This is a genomic window from Streptomyces sp. RLA131 (assembly GCF_056270125.1).
Map to the genome: position 1 here is coordinate 5524057 of NZ_JBWDOQ010000002.1, position 25810 is coordinate 5549866.

The following is a 25810-nucleotide window of genomic DNA, read 5'->3' on the forward strand; positions in this document are numbered from 1 at the left end:
GCTCATGGGCCGCACCACACGAAGGAGTCCAGCGATGACCGCCCCCACGACCCGGAGCACCGCGCCGACCGCCGACAGCTCCTCCGCCGACAGTTCCTCCGCCCGCGGTTTCCTGCTCGACCGGCTCGCCGTCTATCTGCGCCGCCCGGCCGACAGCATCGACCCCACCGTCCCGCTGGCCGAGTACGGGATGGATTCGGTGTGCGCGCTGAGCCTGTGCGGGGACCTGGAGGACGTGTACGGCCTGGAGGTGGAGCCCACGCTGCTGTGGGACCACCCGACCGTGGAGAGCCTGATCGGCTACCTCGCCGTACGGCTGCCGGCCTCGGCGCTGTCGCACGACGGGCTGCCGGCCGGGGTGGAGGGGCAGCGCTGATGGCGGACTCACCGGCCGGTACGCGGGACATCGCCGTCGTCGGACTCGACTGCGCCTTCCCCGGGGCGGGCGACGGCGACGCGTACTGGGATCTGCTGATGCGCGGCGGGGACACCGTCGGCGACGTCCCCCGGCAGCGCTGGGACGCGGCGGCCTTTCCCGGCGCGCCGGCCAGGGGCGGCTTCATCGAGGACATCGACGTCTTCGACAACGACTTCTTCTCCGTGGTGCCGCGCGACGCCGCCGCCATGGACCCGCACCACCGGCTGCTGCTCCAGTGCGCCTGGCGGGCCATCGAGGACTCCGGCCGCGCGCCCACCACGCTGGCCGGTACCGACACCGGGGTCTTCGTCGGCGTCATGGGCGGCGAGTGGGGCCGGCTGACCATGGGCAACGGCGACCTGGCCCGGATCACCCCGCAGGCCGGGGCGGGCAGCAGCGCCGGTATGACCGCCAACCGCATCTCGTACCACCTCAACCTCACCGGGCCGAGCCTGGCCGTCGACACCGCCTGCTCCTCCTCCCTGGTCGCCGTGCACCTGGCCGTGGGGGCGCTGCTGGCCGGCGAGTGCGACACCGCCCTGGCCGGCGGGGTCAACCTGGTGCTGTCCCCGGATCTCGGGCTGGTCTACGGGCAGCTCGGGCTGGCCGCCCCCGACGGGCGCTGCAAACCCTTCAGCTCCGACGCCGACGGCATCGGCCGCAGCGACGGCCTGGGCCTGGTGGTGCTGCGCAGGCTGGCCGACGCGATCGCCGACGGGCAGCGGATCTACGCCGTGATCCGGGGCACCGCGGTCAACCAGGACGGCCGCAGCAACGGGGTCACCGCCCCCAACCGCTGGGCCCAGCAGCAGGTCATCCAGACCGCGTACCGGCGGGCCGGGGTGGACCCGGAGCAGGTGCGCTTCGTCGAGACGCACGGCACCGGCACCGTGCTCGGCGACGCCATCGAGGCTGCCGCGCTGGGCACCGTGCACGGCGTGCCGCGCGAGGAGCCCTGCGCGATCGGCTCCGTCAAGGGCAACCTGGGCCACACCGAGGGCGCGGCGGGCATCGCCGGGCTGATCAAGGTCGCCCTGGCCCTGCACCACCGGATCGTCCCCGCCAGCCGCTTCGCCGACCGGGAGAACCCGCAACTGCGGCTCGCCGAAAGGGGCCTGAGGCTGCTCAAGTCCCCGCTGCGGCTGCCGTCCGGGCCGACCACGGCCGGTGTCAGCAGCTTCGGCATGGGCGGCACCAACGCCCACGCCGTACTGGCCACCGCGCCCCGCGCCGCCGGTACCGCGAACCCGGCCCCGCGCCGCCGGTCCGCCACCGCCACCGGCGTGTTCACGGTCACCGGCGACACCCCGGAGGCGCTGCGCCGCAACCTCGCCGAGCAGGCGGACGCGGTGGCCCGGCGGCCGCGCGGCGAGGCGGCCGCCCTGTGCCGGCGCAGCAACCAGGTCAAGACCGGCCTGCCGTACCGTTTCGCCGCCACCGCCCGCGACACCGGCGAACTCGCCGAGGTGCTGCGCCGGGCGGCCGGCGAGGACCCGGTCGCCGGGCTGGCCAGCCGGCCCTGGACGCGCCCCGCCGTGGCGTTCCTCTTCACCGGCCAGGGCAGCCAGTTCCCCGGCATGACCGCCGCGCTGCACCGTGAGTCCGCCGCCTACCGCCACCACCTCGACGAGGCCGACGCCGCACTCGCCCCGCACACCGGCACCTCGGTGCGGGACCTGCTCCTCGGCGGTGACGAGCGCCTGCACGCCACCGGCTTCGCCCAGCCGGCGCTGTTCGCCGTCGGCTACGCCCTGGCCCGTACGCTGATCGCGCTCGGGGTGCGCCCGGCGGTGGTGCTCGGCCACAGCGTCGGCGAGTACGCGGCCGCGGTGACCGCCGGCGCCCTCGCCCTGGAGGACGCCGCCCGGCTGGTGGCCAGGCGGGCCGCGCTGATGGCGGAACTGCCGCCGAGCGGCGGCATGCTCGCCGTACGGACCGGGCGGGACGCGCTGACCGCGCTGCTCGTGGAGGAGCCCGAGGTGGTGGTCGCCGCCGTCAACGGCCCCTGCGACGTGGTGCTCTCCGGCAACCAGGACGCCCTGGAGCGGATCGAGAAGGCCCTGCGCGGACGCGGGGTGCGCGGCAGGACCCTGGAGGTCTCGCACGCCTTCCACTCCCCGGCGGTGGCGTCCGTCGCCGAGGCGTTGCGGGCCGGTACCGTCGCCTGCTCCGCCCCCGAGGTGCCGTTCGCCTCCACCCGCTACGGACGGCTGCTCGGCGCCGCCGAGCCGCTGGACGCCGGCTACTGGGCCGCGCAGACGACCGAACCGGTGCTCTTCGGCGACGCGCTCACCGCCGCCGTGGAGGCGACCGCCCCCACTCATGTGCTGGAGATCGGCCCGCGCCCGCAGCTGTCGGCGCTCGTCCGCCGCGCCGGGCTCCAGGCCGGCCCGGAGCTCCTGCATCTCTCGCCCGGCCCCCAGGCCTCGGGACGGGAACTCGCCGAGGCCGTGGCCACCCTCTACCGCGCCGGACTCGATCCGGAATGGGAGGAGTTGTACGAACCCGGGCCGCACACCACCACCGAGCGGCTGCGCCCCTACGTGTTCGGCGCCGACCGCCGGTTCTGGCACCGGGCCCCGGCGGCACAGCGGATCCCGGCCCCCAGGGAGGCACCGGACGACAAACGGGAACCGGGCCGGACGCCCCCGGCGCGGCTGGACCCGCTGTCGCAGGAACGCGACCCGGTGCTCGCCGCCGTCATCGAGGCGGTCGCCGAGGTCGGCGGCCACTCGGTGGAGCAGGTCGTGGACTCGGCCCGCTTCTACGAGGACCTCGGCTTCGACTCGGTGATGATCATGCAGCTCAAGGATCAGGTGGAGACCCGGCTTCCGCAGGTCGGCGAGGTCTCCGTTCAGCAACTGCTGCCCGCGCTGCGCTCGGTCGGTTCACTGGCCGAGTTCCTCGGTGACGTGATCACCGCCAAGGCGGCATGAGCAGGGAGGGACGGACCGTATGGCCCGCACTACGGCGTATCTCGCCTCGACCGGCACCGCACTGCCGGGCGAACCGGTGGACAACGTCACCCTCGGGAAGCTCCTCGGGGTGAGCAGCGAGTGGATCGACATCTTCGTCGGTACCAGGACCAGGTACTTCGGCTGGGACCTGGGCACCGGGCAGGTGCGTACGACGCTGACCGACCTGTGCGCGGAGGCGGCGAAACAGGCCCTGGACGCCGCCGGTCTCGGCCCCGCCGACATCGAGTTCCTGGTGCTGGCCACCGCCACCCCCGACACCCTTCTGCCCACCACCGCCGCCCAGGTGGCCGACCGCCTGGGCCTGAACTACCTGGCCGTCCACCAGTTGCAGGCCGGCTGCGCCGGGGCCGTGCAGGCCCTCGACCTGGGCCGGGCCCTGATCGGCGCCGGCAGCAGGGCCGGGCTGGTCATCGGCGGCGACGTCACCCACCGGCATCTCGACGTCCGCCGCGACCCGAGCCGGATGCCCGCCGAGGAGCTGGTCAACTACGTGCTCTTCGGCGACGGCGCCGGCGCGGTCGTGCTCACCGCCGAGCCCACCGGGGAGGCGGTGGCGCTGCGCGGGATCGTCAACCAGTTCACCGGACTGGGCCGCCCGCCGGGGCAGACCGTCGACTGGTACGGGGTCAGCGACCGCGACCACGAGCGGCAGATGCTCTCCGAGGACTACAAGGCGATCGAGGCGAGTGTCCCGCCGATGGCCGTCGAGATCCTGTGGGATCTGCTCGGCCTGCTCGGCTGGACCGCGGACGACGTCGACTACCTGCTGCCGCCCCAGCTCTCCGGGCGGATGACCGCGCGCATCGTGGACCTGCTGCCGGTGCCGGGCGCCCAGGAGGTCTCCTGCGTCGTCGACACCGGCAACACCGGCAACGCCCTGCCCTTCCTGCAGCTCCACCGGCTGCTGCCGCGGATGCGGGCCGGGCAGCGGGCGCTCGCCCTGACCGTGGAGTCCAGCAAGTGGATCAAGACCGGGTTCGCTCTGGAGAAGATCTGATGACGGTGACGGCGATGACCGGTGGCGGCGGCCTGGACCGGCTGCGCGAACTGCGCGCTCAGGGACTGCTGGAGAAGACGTACGACCGGCTCGCGGCCCTGCTCTGCGACGAGGCGCTCGGCGACGACGACCTGGTCCGGGCCGGCCGTCTGCTGGCCGCCCTGGACCCCGGCGCCGTACTGGCCCACCATCCGGACACCCCGGTGGTCACCGTGGCCGTCACCGGCCAGTCCACCGTCGGCCGTCTCCTCGACCCGCTGACCGCCGAACTCGCCCGGCACGGCATGCTGCTGCGCGCGCTGGCGGGCGACCACGGGACCTGGGTCCGGGACCTCGCCGAACCCGCGGCGGCCTTCGGGGACACCCCGCCGGACCTCACGCTGTGCCTGCTGGACGCCGAGACCGTCTTCTGCGAGGTGCCCGTACCGTGGCGGCCGGCCGACGTGGAGGCGGCCGCCGAACGCGTCCTGGACCGCCTGGACGGGCTGGCGGCGGGCTTCGCGCACGGCCTGCTGGTCCTCAACACCCTTCCGCTGCCCAGCCGTTACAGCCATCAGCTGATCGACCACCGCTCCCGGGCCGCCCTGGGCGCCCGGTGGCGGGAGTTCAACGCCCGGCTGCTGCGGCTCGGCGAACGCCACCCGGGCCTGGTCGTGATCGACCTGGACCCGCTGATCGCGGACGGCGGCCCCGCCATGGACCCCCGGATGGCGACGTACGCCAAGGAGCAGCTGTCGGCGCCGCTGCTGGCGGCCTACGCCCGTGAGGCCGGCCATCTGGCGCGGGCGCTGCGCGGGCGGGTCCGCAAGGCCCTCGTACTGGACCTGGACAACACCCTGTGGGACGGCGTCCTGGACGAGGACGGCCCCGACGGCATCGCCGCGGCCGGGACGCTGCGCGGCGAGGCGTACGGCGCCTTCCAGCGGTGCGTCAAGCAGCTCGGCTCGCAGGGCGTGCTGCTCGCCGTGAGCAGCAAGAACGACGAGAGCCAGGTCCTGCGCGTGCTGCGCGGGCATCCCGACATGGTGCTGCGCGAGGCGGATTTCGTGACGATCAGCGCCAACTGGCTCCCCAAGGCCGGCAATCTGACGGACATCGCCCGCCACCTCGGCCTGGGCGCCGACGCGCTGGTCTTCGCCGACGACTCGCCCGCCGAGCGGGCCGAGGTGCGCGACGGGGCGCCACAGGTGGCCGTGGTGCCGCTGGACGAGGAGCCCGCGCTGCATGTGACGCGGCTGCTGCGGGACGGCTGGTTCGACACCCCCCGGCTGACCGACGAGGACCGCGCCCGGCCCGGCCGGTACCGGGCCGAGGGCGGCCGGCGGGCGCTGCGCGAACGCGCCGGATCGTACGAGGACTTCCTGAGCGGCCTGCGGATCCGCGTCGAACTCGGTCCACCGCACGGCCACGAGTACGCCCGGCTGGCGCAACTCACCCAGCGCACCAACCAGTTCAACCTCACCGGGCTGCGGCTGCGCCAGGACGAGGTGATCGCCCGGGCGGGCGACGCGGGCCGGCTGCTGCTGGCCGTCCGCAGCGCCGACCGCTTCGGGGACAACGGCCTGGTCGGGGCGGTTCTCGGCCATTACGCGGCGGACGGACTGCACCTGGACAACATGTGGCTGAGCTGCCGCGTGCTGGGCCGGGGCATCGAACAGGCCTGCCTGTCGGCCGTCCTGGAGCACTCCCGTGACCGCGCGCTGCCCGCTGTGCGCGCCCGGTTCGCCCGGACGCCCCGGAACGGACGGGCCCGGGACTTCTACCCCCTGCTCGGCTTCACCGAGACCGACCGCGACGCGTCGGGAGCGGCCTTCCGGCACGACCTCCGGACGATCCCGGCCATACCGCCGCACGTACGAATGGACACCGCTGCGCTGGGGAGGATCTGCGATGGGTCTCGATAGCCTCGAAAGCCTGGAGGGCTTTCTGCGGCTGGTCCGCGACGATCTCGGAATGGAGATCGCCGGACCGGGGGACGCGTTCGCCGACCTCGCCGAACTCCCGGACTGGGACTCGGTGAACCTTTTGCGTCTGGTGACGATCCTGGAACAGCGGACCGGCCGGCGGATGCCGGTCGGCCGGATTCTGGAGGCCCGCAGCCTCAAGGAGATCTATGCGGTTGTGGAGGGACATCGATGACGGCCCCCGGGAACTCCACTCTCGGACCGCCTCTCGGCCTGCCCGTCGAGGTGGCCCCCCGGGGCGCCGCCTGGGAAAGAGTGCGCAAGGACCTCGCCACCTACGGCACCGCGCTGGTCTACGCCCGGCTGGACGACCTCAAGCCCGAACTGCCCGACGGGGACGGCCTGCGCACCCTGCTCGGCCGTGACTGGCGCCGCTATCTCGACCTGGCCCACCCCGATGTGCGCAGCCGGTACGCCGCCTCGCGGGTCCTGCTGAAGTACGCGGCGGGCGCGGTGCTGCGCGGCGACCCGGACGGCATGGAGCTGGCCTACGGGCCCACCGGCCGCCCGTATCTGCGGGGCTGCGACCAGATCGACATCAGCCTCAGCCACACCGACGAACTGCTGCTGGTGGGGCTCACCACCCGGGGCCTGATCGGGGTGGACGCCGAGCGCACCGACCGCGAGATGTACGGCACCGGCCTGGGCCGGCATGTCTGTACGCCCTACGAGCTGGTGACGCTCGCCGGGCTGCCGGAGGCGGAGCGCAACGCCAGCCTGGTCCGGCTGTGGACGCTGAAGGAGGCGTACAGCAAGGCGATCGGGCAGGGCATGCAGTTCCGTTTCACCGAGTTCGGCTTCGGGCCGGACGGAAAGCCGGTACGGGTACAGCGGCCGGACGGCACGACCGGCACGGGCGCCGAGTGGGCCTTCCGCACCTTCCTGCTGGACAGCGGTTACTGCGTCAGCGCCGCCGTCTACGACGCGGGCTTCGGGCCGGTGCTGGACACCGACATCACCACGATGCTGGACGAGGACGCCGTGGAGGCGATCACCGGGGCGCTGGACACCGAGGCCGGGTGAGGTCACGTGCTGTTGCGGTACTCGTCGAGCATGCCGGACGTGGCCACGTTGAAACCGGCCTGGAAGCGGCTGGTGGCCTCCAGTTCCTCGGTGATCTCGGCTATGTGACGACGGCAGGTGCGCACCGACATGCCGAGCCGGCGGGCCACCATCTCGTCCTTGTAGCCCTTGGCCATCAGCCGGATGATCGACTGCTTGAGGTCGTCGGTGGTCGCGGGCGCCCGCTGTGAGTCCTCGACGACGAACGGGGTCGCGCCCTCCCACAGATGCTCGAAGACGGCGCACAGAAAGGCGACCAGGGTGGGCTCGCGCACGATCGCCGCCCCCGGCAGCTCCCGCTGCGGGTCCCTCGAACTGGGGTGCTCGGGCAGGAAGACCGTCTCGCGGTCGTAGATGATCAGACGGTCGATCAGTTCGTCGGCGGTGCGGATCTCCGCGCCCCGCTCGGAGACCTCGCGCACATAGGACCGGGTGGCCAGATCGCTGCGGGCGGTGTGCTGGTAGATCGTACGGATGCGCACCCCGCGCTCCAGGGTGCTCAGCGCCGACTGCCGGGCCGCCGCGAGCTTCTCGGGCGGCCGGGCGCCGCCGGGCTGCACCGTGTACAGCTCGTGGACGCAGGTCTGGGTGAGGTGGTCCAGCATCGGCTGGACCCGGGAGGCGTCGGTGATGATGTCGAAGGCCTCCAGGCGGTTCCGCAGCCGGCGGCCCTCGAAGTACAGGGGAGTCAGCGACAGCAGCTTGCCCCGGACGTCGGTGACGGCGCTCTGCAGGTCGCGGATCTGCCGCTCGGCCGCTCCCACCAGTTCGGCGGCGGCGACGTCGGGGCCCACCGGGACCAGGATGTCGGGTCGGCCCGGCATCGGCTGGAGCAGACGCAGCCGGCGCAGCACCTGCTCGACCCGGTCGACGTCCTCGGGGCAGAGGGAGAGCCGGCGCGTGATCTCCTCGCGCGCGAAGCGCCCTAACTCGACCGCCTGTCCGTAGGCCGCGGCACTGATGTCGTCGAGCTCGGCGAAACCTGGATCGGAATCGGGAATTCCGCCCGCCATAAAGATCCCCCCGCTCCGGTGAAGTTGCTGCCATGCAACTTTACGCCAACGCGGCCCTCTTGGGTCGGATGTTCGATACCAGGCAGGGTGTTCACATCGCCCGGCGATGCGGAGGACATCAAAGGGCGGCGAGCAACTCAGGAAGTATCCATAGTCAGTCCGATCTCATGTGGGGGAAATCATGAGGATTTCGGCAAGCCAGTACCGTAACGCCGTCCGTAGTGCACTCGCCGGTATCCTGCTCGCCGGTCTGGCCGCGGTCACCGCGGTGCAGGCGGGGTCGGTCCTGTCGGGCGTGGGGGCGTCCACCCAGGCCGGTCACTCCTTCGGCGTGCACGGGGACGACGATCAGTGGTGATGGCGGGCCCGCGGCGCTGACCACGACCGCGTGAACAGCTAGACGGCGCTCCCCACGAGATTCTCGTGGGGGGCGTCCTGCTGTGCGGCCACGGTGCGCCGCGCGCCGACGGCCGGTACCGCGATCGCGCTGACCAGGACCGACTGTTCGGCCGACCAGCGGCCGGTGAACGACCGCGGGTCGCCCTCCATCCGCTCGGCGGGGCCCAGCAGCAGCCGGGCGTGGAACGTGCCCAGCGCCGGGTCCACCGTGATCAGGGCGTCCTCGAAGCCCAGTTCCCGTCCGGTGTGCGGGAACCAGGTCTTGTAGACCGACTCCTTCATGCTGAACAGCAGCCGGTCCCAGGCCACCGCCGGCATCGCCCGCAGGTAGTGCCGCACCCAGCGGACCTCCTGCGGAAGCCCGATCGTCTCCAGCACCCCTTCCGGCAGCCGCTCGTTGGGCTCGGCGTCGATACCGATCGAGGAGATGTCCGAGGTGCGGGCCAGCGCCGCGGCCCGGTAGCCGGCGCAGTGCGTCATGCTCCCGACCACCGAGGGGGCCCACTGCGGGGCGCCCCGGCGGCCGGGCAGCACGGGCGCCTCGGGCAGCCCCATCGCGGCCATCGCCCGCCGTGCGCACCAGCGGACGGTGGTGAACTCGTCACGCCGCTTGGCCACCGCGTTGCGGATCTGCCGCTCCTCCTCGGGGAAGAGCGTGATGTCCGCCGGGTCGGTGGTGGCCTCGATCGCGACGACCTGGGCCGGCAGCAGCTTGGTGAGCATCGCAGTGTTCCCCGTTCCGTTCGGTGGGCCCGGCCGGAGAGTTCGGCGGGCGATTCCCACGCTCCCGCCGGGGCCCGCCACGGACCAGGAACGGCGGGTCCGTGACGCCCGACCGGGGCCGCCACCCCGGGTTTTCTCCCTGCCCCCTGCCATCCGCGCCGCCCGCCCGACGCCGTCTGCCGGTGCCTTGCGGCCGGTCTGCCATGCCTTGTCATCCCCTTGCCAAGGGGTCACCTAGGGGTGATGCCGGTCACCTCACGGGTCTACGATCACGGGATGCCTCACGGAAAGCTCATGGGTATCAGCGACCTGCACGTCGCGTATCCGGAGAACCGGCGGATCGTCGAGGAGCTGCGACCGGACAGCCCGGCGGACTGGCTGATTGTCGCCGGGGACGTGGGTGAGCTCCTCGCCGACGTCGAGTGGGCACTCGACCTGCTGAGCCGGCGCTGGGCCCACGTGGTCTGGGTGCCCGGCAACCACGACCTGTGGACCATGCACCAGGACCCGGTCCAGCTGCGCGGCGAGGCCCGGTACCGACGCCTCGTCGAGCTCTGCCGCTCCCTCGGCGTCCACACCCCCGAGGACCCGTATCCGGTCTGGTCGGGGCCGGGTGGCCCGCTGGTTGTCGTGCCGCTGTTCCTCTTGTACGACTACACCTTCCGCACCCCCACGGCGGCCACCAAGGAAGAGGCCCTCGCGCAGGCCCACGAGGCCGGCGTCGTATGTACCGACGAATTCCTGCTCCATCCCGATCCGTATCCGAGTCGTGACGCCTGGTGTCGGGCGAGGGTGGCCGAAACGCGGCGACGCCTGGAAGCCTGCGATCCCGAACTGGGCACGGTGCTGGTCAACCACTTCCCGCTGGTTCGGCAGCCCACCAAAATCCTCCGATATCCGGAGTTCGCCCAATGGTGCGGCACCGAGCTCACCGCCGACTGGCATCTGCGCTACCGGGCCGCCGCCGTGGTGTACGGACACCTGCACATCCCCCGTACCACCTGGTATGACGGTGTGCGGTTCGAGGAGGTGTCGGTCGGCTACCCGAGGGAGTGGCGGCGGCCCGGACACCCCCGTGACGTGCCCCGCCCGATCTTCCCCGAACCGCTCCCGGCGGGGCCGGCGGACTCGGTGCCGCCCCGGTAATTGCTGCCGTGCAACTTGCGGCCATCGTGCGGCGGGTTCACCGCGCCCGGATTCTTCCTACACTGGTCATTGGTCAATGAATTCCATTGGCCATTTCCCGTTCCGCCGCCGGGGGAATTGGCGTGCGGCCGAGAAAGCACGGGGTTGTGGGGGGAACATCATGGTGCTGGTCGATCGTGCCGCAGAACTCTCTCAATTGGAATCCGCACTCAACGACTGCATTGCCGGAACAGCCGGAATCGTGCTCGTCGCGGGCGCGGTCGGCTGCGGCAAGAGCGAACTCACCGACACCGTCGCCGAACGCGCCGCGCGGCGCGGGGCGGTGGTGCTGCGGGCGATCGGCACCACCGCCGAGCGGGACCTTCCGCTCGGCGTACTCGGCCAGCTCGCCAGGAGTGCCCCGGCGGCCGGCCCCGGCCTGCTGCCCCGCACGCAGCCCGGTCCGCAGTCCGGTCCGCAGTCCGGCGGGCAGTCCGGAGGGCAGGACGCCGGAGACCCGGAGCGGGTCGAGGCCATGCAGGCCTTCTGCGCCGCCGTCCGCGAACTGAGCACCACCGCGCCGGTGCTGATCTGTGTCGACGACATGCACCACGCCGACGAGCTGTCGGGCCGCTACCTGCTGCACCTGGCCCGCCACGCCCGTCCGGCGCGGATCCTGCTGGTACTCGCCGAATCCGTCCACGAACGCCGCGACGACCCGCACTTCGGCACCGAACTGCTGCGCCGCCCGGAGTTCGTACGCATCGGACTCCGGCGCCTGACCCGCGGCGCGGTCGCCGAACTGCTCGCCGGACACAGCCGGTCCGAGACCGACCGCTGCTACGCCGTCAGCGGGGGCAACCCCCTGCTGCTGCGCGCCCTCGCCGAGGACCCCGAGCCCCAGGCCGGCGGCGCGTACGCGCAGGCCGTACTCGCCTGCCTGTACCGCTGCGGACCCGAGACCACCGCCCTGGCCGAGGGCCTCGCCGCGCTCGACGGCCTGCGCGGCGCGGCCGAGGACACCGCCGAACTCGCCGCCCGCCTGCTGGGGATGCCGGTCGCCACCACCGCCCGGGGCATCGCCGCCCTGGGCGAGGCGGGGCTGCTGGACGGCGCCCGCTTCCGCCACCCGGCCGCCCGGCACGCGGTACTGGACCGGATGGCTCCCGACGCCCGACTGGACCTGCACCGCCGCGCCGCCCGGCTGGCCCACCGCGCCGGAGCCCCGGCCCCGGCCGTCGCCGGACAGCTGCTCGCCACCCGGCACACCGCCGAGGAATGGGCGCTGCCCGTGCTGCGCGCCGCCGCCGAACTGCTGCTCGCCGACGGCGACGCCGCCCGCGCCGCCGCCTGCCTGGAACTGGCCCACGAGGCCGCCCCGGACGAGGACCAGCGGGCCGCCCTGCGGATCCGGCAGTCGGCCGTCGCCCGGCGCACCAGCCCGGCCGCCGCCGAGGGCCACCTCGCCGAGCCGCTGGCCGCCGCCCGCGCCGACCGGCTCCCGCCGCGCCGACTGGCCCCGCTGGCCCGGCTGCTGATGGCCCAGGGCCGGATCGACGAGGCCGGCGAGGTGCTCGACCGGCTCACCGCCACGGCCCCCGCCCCGCATGCCCCGGAGGGCCGGCCCGGCTGGGGCGACGCCCCGGCCCTGGACCCGATGGACGGCCTGTCGGCGTTCCCGTCCATCGGCTGGGGCGACGGCCGGGCCGCCGCCCAGGCCGGTACGGCCACGGCCACCGCGACCACCCAGGAGCCGGTCGTACGGCCCCGGCCGGGCGCCCTGGCCCGGCACGGCGGCATCCCCCGTCAGTCGCCCCCGCCGCACCTGGCGGCCCGCGGCGTCCCCGAGCACTCCACACCCTCCGACACCCGTCACCCGGCGGCCTTCTGGGCCCTGCCCGACGGCACCGAGAACGGCGCCGCGACCGGCGCCGCCGAGCGCTTCCTGCGCGGCACCACCCTCTCCGACGGCACGCTGGAGCCCGTCGTACAGGCGGTACGGATCCTGCTCCACCTCGGCGGCCCGCAGCGGGCGCTGCCGTGGTGCGAGGCCTTCACCGAGGAGGCGGCCCGGCGGTCGGCCCCCGGCTGGCGGGCCGTGTTCGGCGGGCTGTACGCCGAGGCGCTGCTGCGGCAGGGCGACCTCACCGGCGCCGAGTCCCGGGCCGCCGCCGCCCTGGACGCGGTGCCCGAACGTGGCGGGAGCGTGCTGCTCGGCGGCGTCGCCGGCACCCTCATCAGGGCCCGCACCGCCATGGGACGGCCCGAGGCGGCGGCCGCCGAGCTGAGCCGCCCGGTCCCCGAGCAGCTCACCGGCACCGTGCACGGCCTGGGCTATCTGCGGGCCCGGGGGCAGTACCACATGGCGACCACCCGCTACCACGCCGCGCTCGGCGACTTCCTGGACATCGGCCGGCTGATGAAGCGCTGGGGCCTGGACCGTCCGCTGCTGCTGCCGTGGCGCACGGACGCCGCCGAGGCCCTGCTGCGGCTCGGCGAGACCCGTCAGGCGGAACGATTCATCGCAGATCAGCTCGCCTCCCGCGACGCCGCGAGCCCCTGGGTGTACGGCATCTCCCTGCGCGTACGGGCCGAACTGCGCGAGCCCAAGGAACGGCAGGCCCTGCTGGCCAAGGCCGTCGACGGGCTGCGCAGATCCGGGGACCGGTTCGAACTCGCCCGCGCCATGGCCGACTTCGGGTGGGCGCTGGGCGACAGCGGCGAGCCGGCCCGGGCCAACATGGTCAACCGCAGGGCCTGGCACCTGGCCCAGGAGTGCGGCGCCGAGGCGCTGCGCGAACGTATCCTCCCCGGCCAGAGCGTCGAGGCCGCCCCGGACGCCGGGGGCGCCCACACACCTGTCCCCGCCGAACTGGCCTCCAGGCTCAGCGAGTCGGAGCGGCGGGTGGCCATGCTGGCCGTCCACGGACACACCAACCGGGAGATCGCCGTCAAGCTCTTCATCACCGTCAGCACGGTCGAGCAGCACCTCACCCGCGTCTACCGGAAGCTGAACATCACCCGGCGGCAGGACCTGCCGATGGATCTGTCGATCGGTGCCGGTGAGTTCGTCTGAGCGGCGTGATCAGCCCGGGCGGCCCGAACCGGAGGTCAGCCGCGCAGCCGGGCCAGCGAGGCGCGGGCGTACACCACCTGGTGGCCCGGCAGGATGAACAGCGACTCGCGGAAGGCCGTCGCCGGCTCCGGCATCAGCTCCTCCACCGGTTCCGCGCCCGCGTACATCAGCGACCGCTCCAGCCGGAAGGCGTACAGGTTCATCGCGTCGACCCGCCGCTGGTACGCCCACCACTCCTGGCACTCCTCGGGGCTGCCGCGCTCCCGCAGATAGCCGGCCACCAGCCGTTCCTCGAAGTGGTGCGCCAGCCGTTCGGAGGCGAACTGCGCCTGTACGGTGCGGGGCGGGCGGCTGCGTTCGAAGAGGCAGTGGCCCAGCTCGTGGGCCACCCCGGCCAGCGCCTCGACCGTGGGGCCGTCCTGGCCCAGGATGACCGGCCGTCCGTGCCGGTCGTCCACCGTACGGAACGGGACGCCGGCCTCCTGGAGCGAGGACTCGGCCAGGATCCGCCGGACGTCGTCACGGCGGCCCCGCAGCTCCGGCAGGCCGGGCAGGATCTCGGCGGCGGGCGCATGCGTGGGGTGGGTGAGGATGACACTGTCCGCGGGGATGGGCAGCGGCAGTTCGGCCAGGTGCGTCAGCATCTCGCGGCGCAGCGGCAGCACCGCCGCGTACTCGGGGCGGGCCATCACCTGGCGGGTCTGGCGGGCGGTCGCGTCGGAGAGCCGGCGCAGCCACCGAAGACCGCTCAGGGCGGCGAGGGCCGCCCGGCGGCCGGCGAGCAGGCCGGTGATCAGCTCGCCACGGCCGAGCACCGCCTCCTTCTGGAGCCGGCGGCGCTGGTCCCGGTAGGCGGCGACGGCGACCGGATCGCCGGGAAGGGTCATGTCGTGCTCCAGGATCACCGAGCCCACGGCTGCTCCCGGGAGTTGTGCGGCGGGGTGGGGCGAGGGAGGCAGCCCCACCCCGCGGCCGTCAGGCGGAGGCGGGGCCGGAACCGGTGGAGCCCGAGCCGGTGGTGCCGCCGGTGACGCCGGTCGTGCCCTTGGTGCCCTTGGTTCCGGTGCTGCCGGTGGCCCCGGTGGTGCCGCCGTCCGTGCTGACGTCCTCCAGGACCTGGGCGAGGTCGGCCTGGGTGACGCTCTGCAGACGCGGGGTGCCGGTGCCGCCGGTGCCGCCGCCGGTCACTCCGGTCGTACCGGTCGTACCGGTGGTCTCGCCGGTCACACCCGTGGTCGTGCCGGAGATGCCTTCGCCGCTGGTGCCGGTGCCGGTCGTGGAGTTCACGCTGTCGCTCATCGGGGCCTCCTGCAACTGGTGTCTGCTCACTCCGAGCAGCACCACCATGAAGGGGCACCGCGCTAAATTCCGGGCTGTATGGCAAGCGCATGGCAAGGTGCCCCGGACCGGGCGCGGACCATGGCAGACAACGGGCGTCCCGGCCGCCGTCGGGGGCGTAACGGAGCGGCGGGGCCCGCCGTCCGTGGACGGGGCCGCCGCCCGGCGGGAGGGTCGGTCATGAGGCCGAAGCCCACTCAGGGGAGGCACCCCATGACGACGCACCCCCAGCCGCGGACCACGGCGGCAGCGCCGGAACAGATCCTTGACAGCATGCTCGACCGGGTCGAGGAGCGACTGCACCGCCTCGTGGCCGACGAGCACCGCCGCTGGCGGGCCGTCGACCCACGGGCCGCGACGCTCGTCGGCGGCATCGCCGAACTCGTACGGGCCGGCGGTGACCGGGTCCGCCCGGTCATCTGTCTCACCGGCTACCTCGCCGCCGGCGGTGATCCGGAAGCACCGGAGGCCGTGGAAGCGGCCGCCGCGCTGGAACTGCTCGACACCTGCCTGCTGATCCGCAGCGACGTACGGGACAACGCCTCGCTGCGGCGCGGCATCCCGACGCTGCACGTCAGCCACGCGGCCGAGCACGAACGCAACGGCTGGCGCGGCGAGTCGCGCCGCTTCGGCGAGGGCACCGCCGTCCTGTCCGGCGATCTCGCCCTCGCCTACGGCGACCGGCTCGCGGCGGGGCTGCCGGCGGACGCCTGGCAGCTCTGGGACGACCTGCGGACGGAGCGCGTCATCGGCTCCCACACCTCGGCCGCCACCGCGTCGGAGTACCTCGACGACCCCTGGCCCGGCCGCTGCATCTCCGGCTGCTCCCGAGGCTGCGGCTCCGGCTGGTACGCCCTCCACCACCCGCTGCTCATCGGCGCCGCCCTCGCCGGACGGCCCGACCTCGCGCCCGTCTACGAGGACTACGGCCGCGCCCTGCACGCCGCCTGGCGGCTGCGCGGCTTCCTCGACGGCGGGCCCGGTTACGACGACTGGGACGCGCAGCTGCTGCGCGAGGTCCTCTTCGAGGACGACGCCCGGCGGATGGCCGAACGCCTCATCCACGACCTCGTCGCCCGCGCGGTGCGCATCGCCGACTCCGCGCCCGTCGACGCGGGCTGGCGGGCGGAGCTGGGAGTGTTCGCGGAACGGGTCGGCGGCAGCGAATAGCCGTCCGGTGCGCGGCCACCGGTGCGCGGCGGCCCGGCGAGCGGCGGCCCGGCGAGCTGCCGGCCGGTGCGCGGCCGGGTCAGGCCGGCGGGGGCGCCGAGCGCGGGGAACCGGGACGCAGCCGGGAGAGCCAGCTGCGCAGGGCCTCCTTGCGGAGCGTACCCAGCGGATCGCGGGGGAGGGAGCCGACGAGCTCCAGGCGGGTGGGCCGGAAGGCCTCGGGGACGGAGTGCGCGGCGAGGTGCTCGCGCAGCTCGACCAGGCCCGGGGGTTCGGCCTCGGTGGCCGGGACGACGACGGCGCACGGCAGTTCGCCGTGCTCGTCGTCGGTGTAGGCGACGACGGCCGCCTCCCGCACCCGGGGGTGGTCCAGCAGCCGCTCCTCGACCTCGGCGACCGGCACCATGAAGATGCTTCCGGTCCGTTCGCCGGCCCGGGTGATGCCGCCGTCACGGGCCGCGTCGCCGGTGTCGAACCAGCCCCCGTTGTCGGCCGCGGTGGTCAGCGGGGAGGCGCTGCCGTGCTGCCAGGTGGCCACGCACACGGACGGCCCGCGCACCCTCAGCCGCGCGGTCCCGGGGGCCTCCTCGACCTCGTGGCCGGCCAGCGTGACCCCGGACAGGGTGCCCATGCCGGCCTCCGGCGTGCCCCAGAGCGGGCGGACGGGGACACCGAGGGTGTCGGTGAGTTCGGCGAGGAGCTGCGGCGGCGTCGCGGTCCGGCCGCCGGACAGCACGAGCCGCAGGGCGTCCAGCCGGCGGGGGCGGTGCCGCTGCGCGGCCAGCACCTCCGTCCAGTAGACGGGAGCGGCGTAGGCCTGGTTGACGCCCGCCGCGGCCATCAGGTCCAGACAGGCGCCGGGCTCCCAGGCGTCCTGGTAGACGGCGGTGCCGCCGACCGCGAGCGGCCAGCACACGGTGTAGAGCAGGGAGGCGAGCGAGGTCAGCGGCAGCGGCGAGTAGAACACCTCGCCGGGCCGCCGGCCGGGGCCCTCGGGGTCGCGCTGCGCGCTGATGTTGGCGTACAGCGTGTTGGGGGTGTGCAGCACGGCGGCGTAGGCGTCACCCAGTCCCATCACGGTGATGAGCAGGCCGATCCGGTCCGCCCGCCCGGCCCGCGGGGGCAGCCGGCGGGCGGCGGGCGCGGTGCGCTCGTGCGGCGTGCGCTGGAAGTACGCGGCGAAGTCGAGCGCGCCGGTCGCCGCGGCGTCACCGATCACCACGCGGTGCCGCAGCCAGGGCAGTTGGGGTGCCAGGTCGGCCAGGGCCTTGGCGTGCGGGAAGTCCTCCCAGACGTCCGGGACCACGCAGACCCTGGCCTGAACGCCTTCCAGGATCCGCTGCAGCCCGCGCGCCCGCACCGTGGGCATGACGGGCACGGCGAGCGCGCCCAGGCGCAGGCACGCCAGGGTCAGGGCGGCCGTCTCCCACCAGTTGGGCAGCTGATACGCGACGGGGTCGCCCTCGGTGATCCCCAGCGTTGCCAGGGCGGCGGCGAACCGGTCGACGTAGAGCGCGAGTTGGGCATAGCTCAAGGTCGTGATCCGCCGGTCCGGGGCCAGCGCGGCGCGGTGCGCGACAACAGCGGCCCGGTCCGGATCGGTGGCGGCGACGCGGTACAGGTCGTGGAAAAACGTCTCCGTACGCCACCACCCGTGCGCGTGGTACCGCTCAGCGGCCTCCCTCGGCGGCACCACACCCGAGAGCGCCCGCGGCAACGCCTGCGCCTGCGGCTCCGCCGCCTGCCCGCTCACAGCCACCCCCCGACCCGCACCCGCGCCCCGGCCCGCCACGGCCGCGGCCGCGCCGCGAGCCCGCACACGGCCGCCGCCCGGGGGTCCGGGCGTCCTGCGCCCGTGATCTGCGGGTGCGGCTGCGCCGCGCGCCTGCGCATGGTCACTGTCCGGGGGTCCGGGCGTCCTGTGCCGGTGGGGTGCGGCACCGGCCCTGCGGGCTGCGGCTGCGCCGCCTGCCTGCGCATGTCGGGGCGGCCTGTGCCCGTGGGGTGCGGCACCGGCCCTGCGGGCTGCTGGTGCGCCTGCCTGCGCATGGCCACTGCCCGGCGGTCGGGGCGTCCTGTGCCGGTCGGGTGCGGCTGCGCCGCGTGCCGTTGCTCCGCGTGCCCGTTCGCGGTCGCCGACCGGCGGCCCGGGCAACTCGCGTCCGGGCGCGGCACCGGCTGCGCCTCGTGCCTGCGCATGGCCACTGCCCGGTGGGCCGGGCGACCTTCGCCCGTCGGCTGCGCCGTGCGCCTCCGGCTGCCCGGGCGATCGGCGGTCGTGTCCTGATGCGATGCGGGACTGTTCATGGCCACCGGCCCACGGACCAGGCGACCTGTACGCGGGAGGCGCAGTTCAGGCGGCGCATGACCTGGCGTACGTGGTTGACCACCGTCCATTCGGAGATGTCGAGCCGGCCGGCGATCTGGCGGTTGGTCAGGCCTTCGGCGACCAGCATCGCCACCTGTACCTGGCGCGGGGTGAGCGGCTGCGCCTCCGGGTTCTCGGCGGTTGCCGGGTCGGTGCTCCGGGAAGGGGCGGGGGCGGCCAGGGCCTCCGCGACGGACGCCGGTGGCGTCAGGCGCCGTCCCTCGGCCCGGGCGGTGGCGAAGCCGGTCCAGTGCAGCCGGGCCCGCAGCCCGGTCAGCGCCTCCTCGACATCGGCCCGGCGGCCGTCCTGGGTCCGGGTCCCCAGCTCCTCGCGCTGCGCCTCCGCGGCCGCGAACAGCCGTACGACGCGGGGCTGCTGCCCGGGGGAGGTGCGCAGCAGGAGCAGCGCGAACGCGTCGAGCGCGGCGGGCAGTTCGCTACGTTCGCCGATGGCGGCGTAGCGGGACAGCGCCTCGCGCAGCGCCCGGTCGGCGCCCTCCAGGTCGTCGGCGGCCTCGGCCAGCGCCGCCGTCTCGCGCAGCGCGGCGGCCAGGCCCCGGCTGTCGCGCAGCCGCCGGCAGCTGTCCTGGGCGCGTGCCAGCAGCTCCCCGGCCTTGCGCCGGTCCCCGCGGGCCCGCAGCGCGGCGGCCAGCGTGGTGGCGGCCTCGGCGGCGGGACCGGCGGCGCCCAGGGACTCCAGGGCGGCCAGCGCGGGGGCGAGCGTGGCCTGCGCGGCCTGCGGGTCGCCGCCCAGCAGCAGGGCCGAGCCCAGGTGTGCCGAGACGAGGGCGCTCTGCCGGCGGTCCCCGAGCCGTTTGCACAGGGCCAGTGCGCGGCGGTGCCGCTGGACGGCGCCCTCCGTGTCACCCAGCGCCGCGGCGAACCCGCCGGACATGTCGATCAGCCGGACCCGCAGCGGTTCGGGCAGCCCGGAGTTCTCCTCCTCGGCCATCCGGTCGCACCAGTCGAGCCCCTCGCGCTGCCGCCCCTGGACGAGCCAGGGCTGCCGGCAGGCGGCCAGCATCGAGGCGGCGGCCTCGCGTTCCCCGCGTTCGTACAGCCTGCGCAGCGCGGCCGGTACGTTGGCGCCCTCGGCGGCCAGCGTCTTGAGCCAGCGCTCCTGTTCGGTGCCGGCCAGCCGGGGTTCGACGGCGGCCACCAGCCGCCGGTACCGCTCGGCGTGGGCGTCCAGCGCGGCGTCCCGGCGGCCCGAGTCCTCCAGGGCCGTACGGCAGTAGGAGCGGATCGGCTCCGGTACGGCGAAGCGGGGCTCGCCGTGCTCGTCCTCGACCACGGTGACCAGATTGCGGTCGAGCAGCGACTCCAGCCCGTCCTCGGCCGACCGGCCGACCAGCGACAGCCCGAACCCGCGCTCGTAGACCGCCAGTTCCTCCAGCAGGGTGCGCTGCGCCGGGTCCAGGCCCCGGCAGCCCCACTCCGCCAGGGCGGCCAGCGAGCGGTGCCGTTCGGGTGCGTCCGCCGGGCCGCCGGCCAGCATGGTGGTCCGTCCTCGCAGCCGGGCCAGCAGTACCTGCGGGGGGAACAGGCGCAGCCGCCCGGCGGCCAGTTCCACGGCGAGCGGCAGCCCCTCCAGCAGCAGGCAGACCTCGGCCACGGCGGCGGCGTTCTCGGCGGTGAGCGCGAAGGCCGGGTCCGCGTCGCGCGCCCGGCGTACGAACAGCGCCACCGAGGGGATGTCCTGCAGTTCCTGGAGTTCGTCCAGGTCGGTCGTCCCGGCCGGGACGGTGGGCACCGCGAGCGGGGCCACCGGCAGCAGCCGCTCCCCGTACACCCGCAGCGGCTCCAGGGCGGTGGCCAGTACGACCAGCCGGGGGTCGGCGTCCAGCATCGCGCCGACGACCGAGGCGGGCGGGCGGCCGTCGTGGTCGCAGCCGTCCAGCACCAGCAGCGTCCGCCCGGTTCCGCCGGTTCCCACGTCGCCCCCGCCGCCCCCGCCGCCCCCGCCGCCCCCGCCGCCCCCGCCGCCCCCGGCGCCGTCGGCCCGGAGCGCGCGCAGCTCGGCGGCGGCCTCTGCGGGGTAGGCGGGCTGCGTCAGGTCGAGGAACCGTACGTCGGTGAAGCCCTCGGCGTCCGCCGCGAGGCAGGAGCGCACGACCTCCGCCGCCAGCCGGCTCTTGCCCACGCCGGCGGGACCGGTCAGGGTCAGCAGGCGCACGGCGGGGTCCCTCAACCGGCCGCCGAGGACCACGGTCTCCATCTCCCGGCCGACCAGGGCCGCCCCGGCGGCCGCAAGCCGTTCCCGCTGCGATACCGACATGCTCCCCCCTGGGTGCACAGGATTGCGTCATCCTCCGGCCAAAGCCCAAAGGCTCGCTAAAGCCGAGGTGTTGATCAGGCCGGCGCGCGCAGCCGCCACAGACCGGGCCGGATCTCCAGGGCGCCGGAGGGGTCGCGCAGGGTGCGCAGCGAGCGGCGGGCGTAGGCCTCCAGCCGGCGGTCGCGCAGTACCGTCGCGAGGTCGAGGCACGCGGTGAAGTGGGCCTCGGCGGCGCCGGGACCGTCGGGGCCGCCGGACTCCAGGGCGAGCAGCGCCAGCGCGCGACGGGCCTCGTAACGGCCGCGGGCGTGCGCCGGGGCGGCGACGGCGGCGAGGGCCGGGCCGAGGAGGGCGGCGGCCTCGGTGACGGCGCCGGAGTCCAGCCGCAGTTCGGCCAGGCCGACCAGCGAACGTCCGTACTCCTCGGCGTCGTCGCCCTCCTCGGCGGCCCGCCGGGCCCTGTCCCAGAGCTCACCCGCGAGCACCAACCGCCGGTGCTGCCAGGCCAGATCACCCAGCGACCGCAGCATCCGGGCGCGGGCCGCCAGATCCCCGCAGCGCCCGGCGGCCTCCAGCGCCAGGGTGTGCGTGGTCTCCCAGTCCTCCCAGGCGGCGTGGATCTCCAGATGACCGGTGAGCGTGTCGGCCAGCCGTACGGTCAGTTCCCACAGCCCGGCGTCGTACGCGGCCCGTACGGCCCGGACCAGCGCGGGCCGCTCCTGCGCGAACCACTCGGCGGCGGCCGGACCGGCGTGCTCCGCGTCGGCGTACGTCTCGCACATCCGCTCGGTGGCCGCCCGGACCTCCGACGGGGACTCCTCGGCGGCCAGCCGTTCGGCGGCGAGCAGCCGGAGCAGCTCGTGGAAGCGGTACCGGCCCCGGTCCGCGTCCAGCAGGCGGGCGTCGACCAGGCTCTCCACCAGCGCCCCGGCCTCCTCCGGGCCGAGCCCCAGCACCCCGGCCGCCGTACCCGGCCCGAAGGGCCACGGCGGCAGTACCGCCAGCAGCCGGAAGGCGCGGCGTTCCGCCCCGGAGGCGTCGTCGTACGCGGCCCGCAGCCGCGCCCGTACGTCGAGGTCACCGGCCCGCAGCGCGTCGAGCCTGCCCCGCTCGTCCTGGAGCCGGCCGGCCAGCGCGGCGGCGGTCCAGTGCGGCCGGGCGGCGAGCTGGGCGGTGGCGGCCCGCAGGGCCAGCGGCAGCCGCCCGCACAGCTCGGCGATCCGGTCGACGGCCCCGGGATCGGCCGCCGTACCATCGCGCGACGTACCGGTGCCGGTGTCCCCGCCGGCTCCGGCGGCGGTCAGCAGGGTGTGGGCGTCCTCGGCGGTCAGCGTGTCCAGGACGACCGGCCGGATGCCGCCCAGCCCGGCGGGCAGCCGGCGGCTGGTGATGACGGCGGTACTGCCCTCGGTGACCGGGAGCAGCGGGCGCACCTGGCTCTCCGACACGGCGTTGTCCAGCACCAGCAGGACGCGCCGCCCGGCGAACAGGGCGCGCAGCGCGTCCTGGAGCCGCGCCGGATCGGTGGGTGCGTCACCGGCGGGCGCGGGGTCGCCGCCGGCCCGGCGCAGCAGCCGTTCCATGGCCTCGGCGGCGGTGAGCGGACGGCCCGCCGCCGGGCGCAGGTCGAGGAAGAAGCGGCCGTCGGGGAACGCGTCCGCGCAGCGGTGGGCGGCCTCGACGGCGAGGGCGGTCTTGCCGGTTCCGGGCTTTCCGGTGACCGCCACACAGGTCCCGGCCGGGGCATTGCGCAACAGTGCCTCCATCCGCTCCAGTTCGGAGGTCCGGCCGGTGAACGAACGGTCGGCGGCCGGCAGCGCGTCCGCCGCCGGCGCGGTGCCGGGCGCCGCCGTGACGGCCGCTGCGACCACTGCGGCAGGTGCGGCCGGTGCGCCGACGGTGGCCACGGCGGCCGCTGCGGCGGCCGCGGCCTGGGCGCGCGGCCGCAGCAGCGCCGGGTCACCGTCGAGGATTCGTTTCTGCAGCCGTTGCAGCACCGGTCCGGGCTCGATGCCCAGCTCGTCGATGAGGGTGCGCCTGACCCGTCCGAACGCCCGCAGCGCCTCCGCCTGCCGGCCGGTCCGGTACAGCGCGACCATCAGATGGGCGTGGAACTCCTCGCGCAGCGGCTGCTCGGCGGTCAGCGACCGCAGTTCGGCGATCAGCCCGCGGTGCCGGCCGAGTTGCAGATCCGCCCGGACCCGGTGGTCCAGGGCCGCCGTCCGGGCCTCGGCCAGCCGCACCGAGGCACTGTCCAGCACCGGCCCGTGCGGGGTGTCGGACAGCAGCGGTCCGCGCCACAGTCCCAGCGCCTCCCGCAGCACATCGGCGGCGGTCGCGTGGTCGTCGGCCTCCAGCGCCTTGCGGCCCTGCTCCTGGAGGCGGTCGAAGACGGTGGCGTCGCACTCGTCGGGCGCGACCCGCAGCAGATAGCCGGGGTTACGGGTGAGCAGCGTCTGCCGGCCGAGCCCGGGACCCGCGGAGTCGAGCAGCTTGCGCAGCTGCGACACGTACACCTGGAGTGTGGTCATCGCGGTGCGCGGCGGGCCGTCCTGCCAGAGCTCGTCGATCAGGCTCTCGACCGAGACGACCTCGTTGGCCCGCACCAGCAGGGTGGCGAGCACGACCCGCAGCTTCGCGGCGCTCGGGGTGTACGAGAGCGCCGGATCCGTGCCGGCGCCCGCGTGGAGCTCCATCGGGCCCAGGATCCGGAATCGCATCACGGCCCCCTCAGAAATCCTGGACCACGACGGTCCGGGCCTCGGCCACGGCACGGCGGCGCTGCGTCAGGGACAGCGTCACCGGCACCGCGGGCCGCCCGTCGGTGTCGTGCCCCAGCGGACCCGGCACGGCCACGCAGCGCAGCGGCAGATCCCGCTCGGCGTAGCCGCGGAAGTGCACGTCGAAGGAGGACAGCACGCTGCGGGCGGCCCCCAGCCCGTAGCCGCGGCCCGCCGCGAGCAGCGAGGTCTGGCGCAGCGCCTCCAGCAGATGCAGCCCCGACACCTGCCCGTCCGTGCCCGCGAAGACCGGGCTCACGCCCTGCCCCAGCACCCAGGTACTGAGCCGGTCCGGGGTGCCGGAGGGCTCGCCGACCACCACGTTCCCGGGCGCGGAGCGGCCGACCTCGGCCGGTGACACGGGGCGCGGCGGCGTGTCCGGCGCGTCGTCCATCTCGGGGACGGCGCGCACCGCCTGCCGCAGGTAGGCGACATGCTTGCGGTGCAGCACCGGCATCAGGAACACCAGCCCCGCCGTGCCCCGCCCGCACGGGATGTCGTCGATCCCGACCTCGATGTCGAAGTCCAGTCCCCGGGGCACCCCGTTGATGAGATTGGCCGGGGTGGCCTTGATGTGCGCGGTCATCCGGGACCGCCGGTCCGGGCCGGCACCGGGATCGGGATCGGCGGTACGCCAGGCGCGCAGCTCGGTGAGGTCGAGGGTGAAGCGGTAGAACAGGCCGGGCCGGTCCGCGGGGACACCGAAGTAGCGGTGGCCGACGAACTCGCCGATCTCACGGATCGTCTCGGTGGTGACCTGGAGGTCGTGGAAGTGGGCCGGCCCGTCGTTGAACAGCGGGTGGCGGCGCGGCAGTTCGCCGGTCAGGACGAAGTGCTCGTCACCGATGCTCGGGGCGTCCAGGAGGTAGTGGTCCCACGAGGGCGGGCAGTGGATGAGATGGCGGGTCCCGTCGCCCAGGCCCAGCTCCGGCGGTGCCGCGCCGCTGTCGACTGTCATGGCGTCCGTCATGGGCATCTCCTTTTCCGGTCCCAGGGTGCGGTGCGGGGTGGCGCGCAGCCAGCGAGCACCGGTGGCAGCAAGCTGCACGGCCGCAACTCCCTCCGTGGCCCGGGTAGTTACGCACTCCGGCGGAGGGAACGCCTCCGGCTGCGCCGGCAGGTGGGCGTGGGCGCGCTGAGTGTGCAGGGCGTCGGCGGTGACGACCGTGCCGCGCAGGTCGATGTGCTCCAGCTCTCATCGTGGAGGCCGCAGACAGCCGCCGTGGACTGCGGAGTGTGTCTGACGTGTACCTGTGGCGAATGTTTACGGTACGTGCACACTTGACGACGTTCCGCTACTCGGAGGTCGTCATGCAAGCTGAAGCAAACCACTGGGCACCGGAGGCTGGCATGACACTACGGTTCGTCGGCATCGACCCCGATACAGGCCAGGGGAACTGCCCCACGGTGTGGGTCGATGAGGAGAAGCAAGAAGTAGTGATTCAGGGCTGGAAGGTCGTCGACGAGGTCACGCACGCCGAGTGCCTGGCGACCGGAGCTGTCCCCGATCATGAGACCGTGGTCCGCATCCCGGCGCGTATGGCGTCGATTCTCAGGGAGGCTGCCGATGCCATCGAACGTGCCGAACTTTGACGAGCTGCTGAAGTCGGCCCAGCACTCCGCCGTCCACCTGGAGATGCGCGATGCGTACGGCGTGGCCGACGAGGCGGAAGAGTTCGACCTGTGGAGGCGCACTGGGCGGCGTTGGGAGGGCGAGCAGGCGGAGGCCTACTGGCGGCCGTGGGTGGACCTGATCGCGGAGACCGTGGCTCGCGGTGTGACGGTGAGACGGGCCCGCATCGTGTCGGAGCCTGTCACCGAGTACATCCGCTTCGAGCACGCGGGGACCGAGTGGAACTTGCGGGCCGGCGAGCTGGTCCGATGGCTGCCTCGGCGCCAGGCGTCGGACATCGCCTTGCCGGGCAATGACTTCTGGCTGATTGACGAGCGGGCGGTGCGCTTCAACATCTTCTCTGGAGACGGCGCGGTAGTGGAACCGGACTACTCGGAGGACCCCGCGGTCGCGAAGCTGTGCGCCTCGGCCTTCGAAGCCGTGTGGGAGTGTGCTGTCCTGCACGAGGATTACAAGGTCTGAATCGCCGAGCTACCGGACAGCCGGCC

20 protein-coding genes are annotated in these 25810 nt (G+C 74.4%); 12 read left to right on the forward strand and 8 right to left on the reverse strand.

The features are described from left to right. Window positions 1-34 precede the first annotated feature (34 nt). Genes RWE79_RS26190 through RWE79_RS26215 form a run of 6 tightly spaced genes read left to right on the forward strand, consistent with a single transcriptional unit; the run spans window position 35 to window position 7380 of the window. Window positions 35-376 carry an acyl carrier protein gene (locus RWE79_RS26190; protein ID WP_475942511.1) on the forward strand — a complete coding sequence of 114 codons (342 nt, stop codon included), beginning with the start codon at window positions 35-37 and terminating at the stop codon, window positions 374-376. Then, on the forward strand, window positions 376-3354 hold the full coding sequence (locus RWE79_RS26195) for a type I polyketide synthase (protein WP_475942512.1): 2979 nt from the start codon (window positions 376-378) through the stop codon (window positions 3352-3354). Before RWE79_RS26190 ends, RWE79_RS26195 begins: the two co-directional genes overlap by 1 nt. A gap of 19 nt (window positions 3355-3373) precedes the next feature. Continuing rightward, on the forward strand, window positions 3374-4393 hold the full coding sequence (locus RWE79_RS26200; protein ID WP_475942513.1) for a 3-oxoacyl-ACP synthase III family protein: 1020 nt from the start codon (window positions 3374-3376) through the stop codon (window positions 4391-4393). Then, entirely contained in the window at window positions 4393-6297 is a 1905-nt protein-coding gene (locus RWE79_RS26205; RefSeq protein WP_475942514.1) for an HAD-IIIC family phosphatase, read from the forward strand. The genes RWE79_RS26200 and RWE79_RS26205 overlap by 1 nt, the downstream gene beginning before the upstream one ends. Continuing rightward, window positions 6284-6532 (forward strand): phosphopantetheine-binding protein, encoded by a 249-nt coding sequence (locus RWE79_RS26210; protein WP_475942515.1) that lies wholly within the window; start codon window positions 6284-6286, stop codon window positions 6530-6532. The genes RWE79_RS26205 and RWE79_RS26210 overlap by 14 nt, the downstream gene beginning before the upstream one ends. Further along, on the forward strand, window positions 6529-7380 hold the full coding sequence (locus tag RWE79_RS26215; protein ID WP_475942516.1) for a 4'-phosphopantetheinyl transferase family protein: 852 nt from the start codon (window positions 6529-6531) through the stop codon (window positions 7378-7380). The genes RWE79_RS26210 and RWE79_RS26215 overlap by 4 nt, the downstream gene beginning before the upstream one ends. Before the next feature lie 2 nt (window positions 7381-7382). On the opposite strand, the gene RWE79_RS26220 is transcribed toward RWE79_RS26215, so the two are convergent. Further along, entirely contained in the window at window positions 7383-8432 is a 1050-nt protein-coding gene (locus tag RWE79_RS26220; protein WP_475942517.1) for a LuxR C-terminal-related transcriptional regulator, read from the reverse strand. Window positions 8433-8613: 181 nt separating this feature from the next. Here RWE79_RS26220 and RWE79_RS26225 point away from each other — a divergent pair, with 181 nt between their 5' ends. Then, window positions 8614-8790 carry a hypothetical protein gene (locus RWE79_RS26225; RefSeq protein WP_475942518.1) on the forward strand — a complete coding sequence of 59 codons (177 nt, stop codon included), beginning with the start codon at window positions 8614-8616 and terminating at the stop codon, window positions 8788-8790. 38 nt (window positions 8791-8828) lie between these two features. Here RWE79_RS26225 and RWE79_RS26230 read toward each other — a convergent pair whose 3' ends face one another. Then, entirely contained in the window at window positions 8829-9554 is a 726-nt protein-coding gene (locus RWE79_RS26230) for a 4'-phosphopantetheinyl transferase family protein (RefSeq protein ID WP_475942519.1), read from the reverse strand. Between the two features lie 276 nt (window positions 9555-9830). Here RWE79_RS26230 and RWE79_RS26235 point away from each other — a divergent pair, with 276 nt between their 5' ends. Further along, a complete protein-coding gene (locus RWE79_RS26235; RefSeq protein WP_475942520.1) occupies window positions 9831-10700 on the forward strand; it encodes a metallophosphoesterase family protein in 870 nt (289 codons plus the stop codon). Between the two features lie 160 nt (window positions 10701-10860). Further along, entirely contained in the window at window positions 10861-13755 is a 2895-nt protein-coding gene (locus RWE79_RS26240) for a helix-turn-helix transcriptional regulator (protein ID WP_475942521.1), read from the forward strand. A gap of 35 nt (window positions 13756-13790) precedes the next feature. On the opposite strand, the gene RWE79_RS26245 is transcribed toward RWE79_RS26240, so the two are convergent. Next, the gene (locus RWE79_RS26245; protein ID WP_475942522.1) at window positions 13791-14669 is read right to left on the reverse strand and encodes a hypothetical protein; all 879 of its coding nucleotides are present in this window, start codon (window positions 14667-14669) and stop codon (window positions 13791-13793) included. A gap of 61 nt (window positions 14670-14730) precedes the next feature. Then, the gene (locus RWE79_RS26250) at window positions 14731-15054 is read right to left on the reverse strand and encodes a hypothetical protein (RefSeq protein ID WP_475942523.1); all 324 of its coding nucleotides are present in this window, start codon (window positions 15052-15054) and stop codon (window positions 14731-14733) included. Window positions 15055-15306: 252 nt separating this feature from the next. Between RWE79_RS26250 and RWE79_RS26255 the strand changes: the two genes are divergently transcribed. Continuing rightward, the gene (locus RWE79_RS26255; RefSeq protein WP_475942524.1) at window positions 15307-16263 is read left to right on the forward strand and encodes a polyprenyl synthetase family protein; all 957 of its coding nucleotides are present in this window, start codon (window positions 15307-15309) and stop codon (window positions 16261-16263) included. Between the two features lie 79 nt (window positions 16264-16342). Here the strand turns inward: RWE79_RS26255 and RWE79_RS26260 are convergent, their stop codons facing one another. The 4 genes from RWE79_RS26260 to RWE79_RS26275 form a co-directional block, all read right to left on the reverse strand. Continuing rightward, window positions 16343-18016, reverse strand: a complete 1674-nt coding sequence (locus RWE79_RS26260) for an AMP-binding protein (RefSeq protein WP_475942525.1) — start codon at window positions 18014-18016, stop codon at window positions 16343-16345. Window positions 18017-18566: 550 nt separating this feature from the next. After that, window positions 18567-20909, reverse strand: coding sequence for an ATP-binding protein (locus RWE79_RS26265; protein WP_475942526.1), 2343 nt, complete (start codon window positions 20907-20909; stop codon window positions 18567-18569). A gap of 74 nt (window positions 20910-20983) precedes the next feature. Further along, window positions 20984-23629: an AfsR/SARP family transcriptional regulator gene (locus RWE79_RS26270; protein ID WP_475942527.1), complete on the reverse strand. Its 2646-nt coding sequence runs from the start codon at window positions 23627-23629 to the stop codon at window positions 20984-20986. 10 nt (window positions 23630-23639) lie between these two features. Beyond that, on the reverse strand, window positions 23640-24737 hold the full coding sequence (locus RWE79_RS26275; RefSeq protein WP_475942528.1) for an AfsA-related hotdog domain-containing protein: 1098 nt from the start codon (window positions 24735-24737) through the stop codon (window positions 23640-23642). A gap of 233 nt (window positions 24738-24970) precedes the next feature. Between RWE79_RS26275 and RWE79_RS26280 the strand changes: the two genes are divergently transcribed. Both RWE79_RS26280 and RWE79_RS26285 read left to right on the forward strand, forming a co-directional pair. Continuing rightward, window positions 24971-25282: a hypothetical protein gene (locus RWE79_RS26280; RefSeq protein ID WP_475942529.1), complete on the forward strand. Its 312-nt coding sequence runs from the start codon at window positions 24971-24973 to the stop codon at window positions 25280-25282. Further along, the gene (locus RWE79_RS26285; RefSeq protein WP_475942530.1) at window positions 25257-25784 is read left to right on the forward strand and encodes a DUF6879 family protein; all 528 of its coding nucleotides are present in this window, start codon (window positions 25257-25259) and stop codon (window positions 25782-25784) included. Before RWE79_RS26280 ends, RWE79_RS26285 begins: the two co-directional genes overlap by 26 nt. Window positions 25785-25810: the final 26 nt, after the last annotated feature.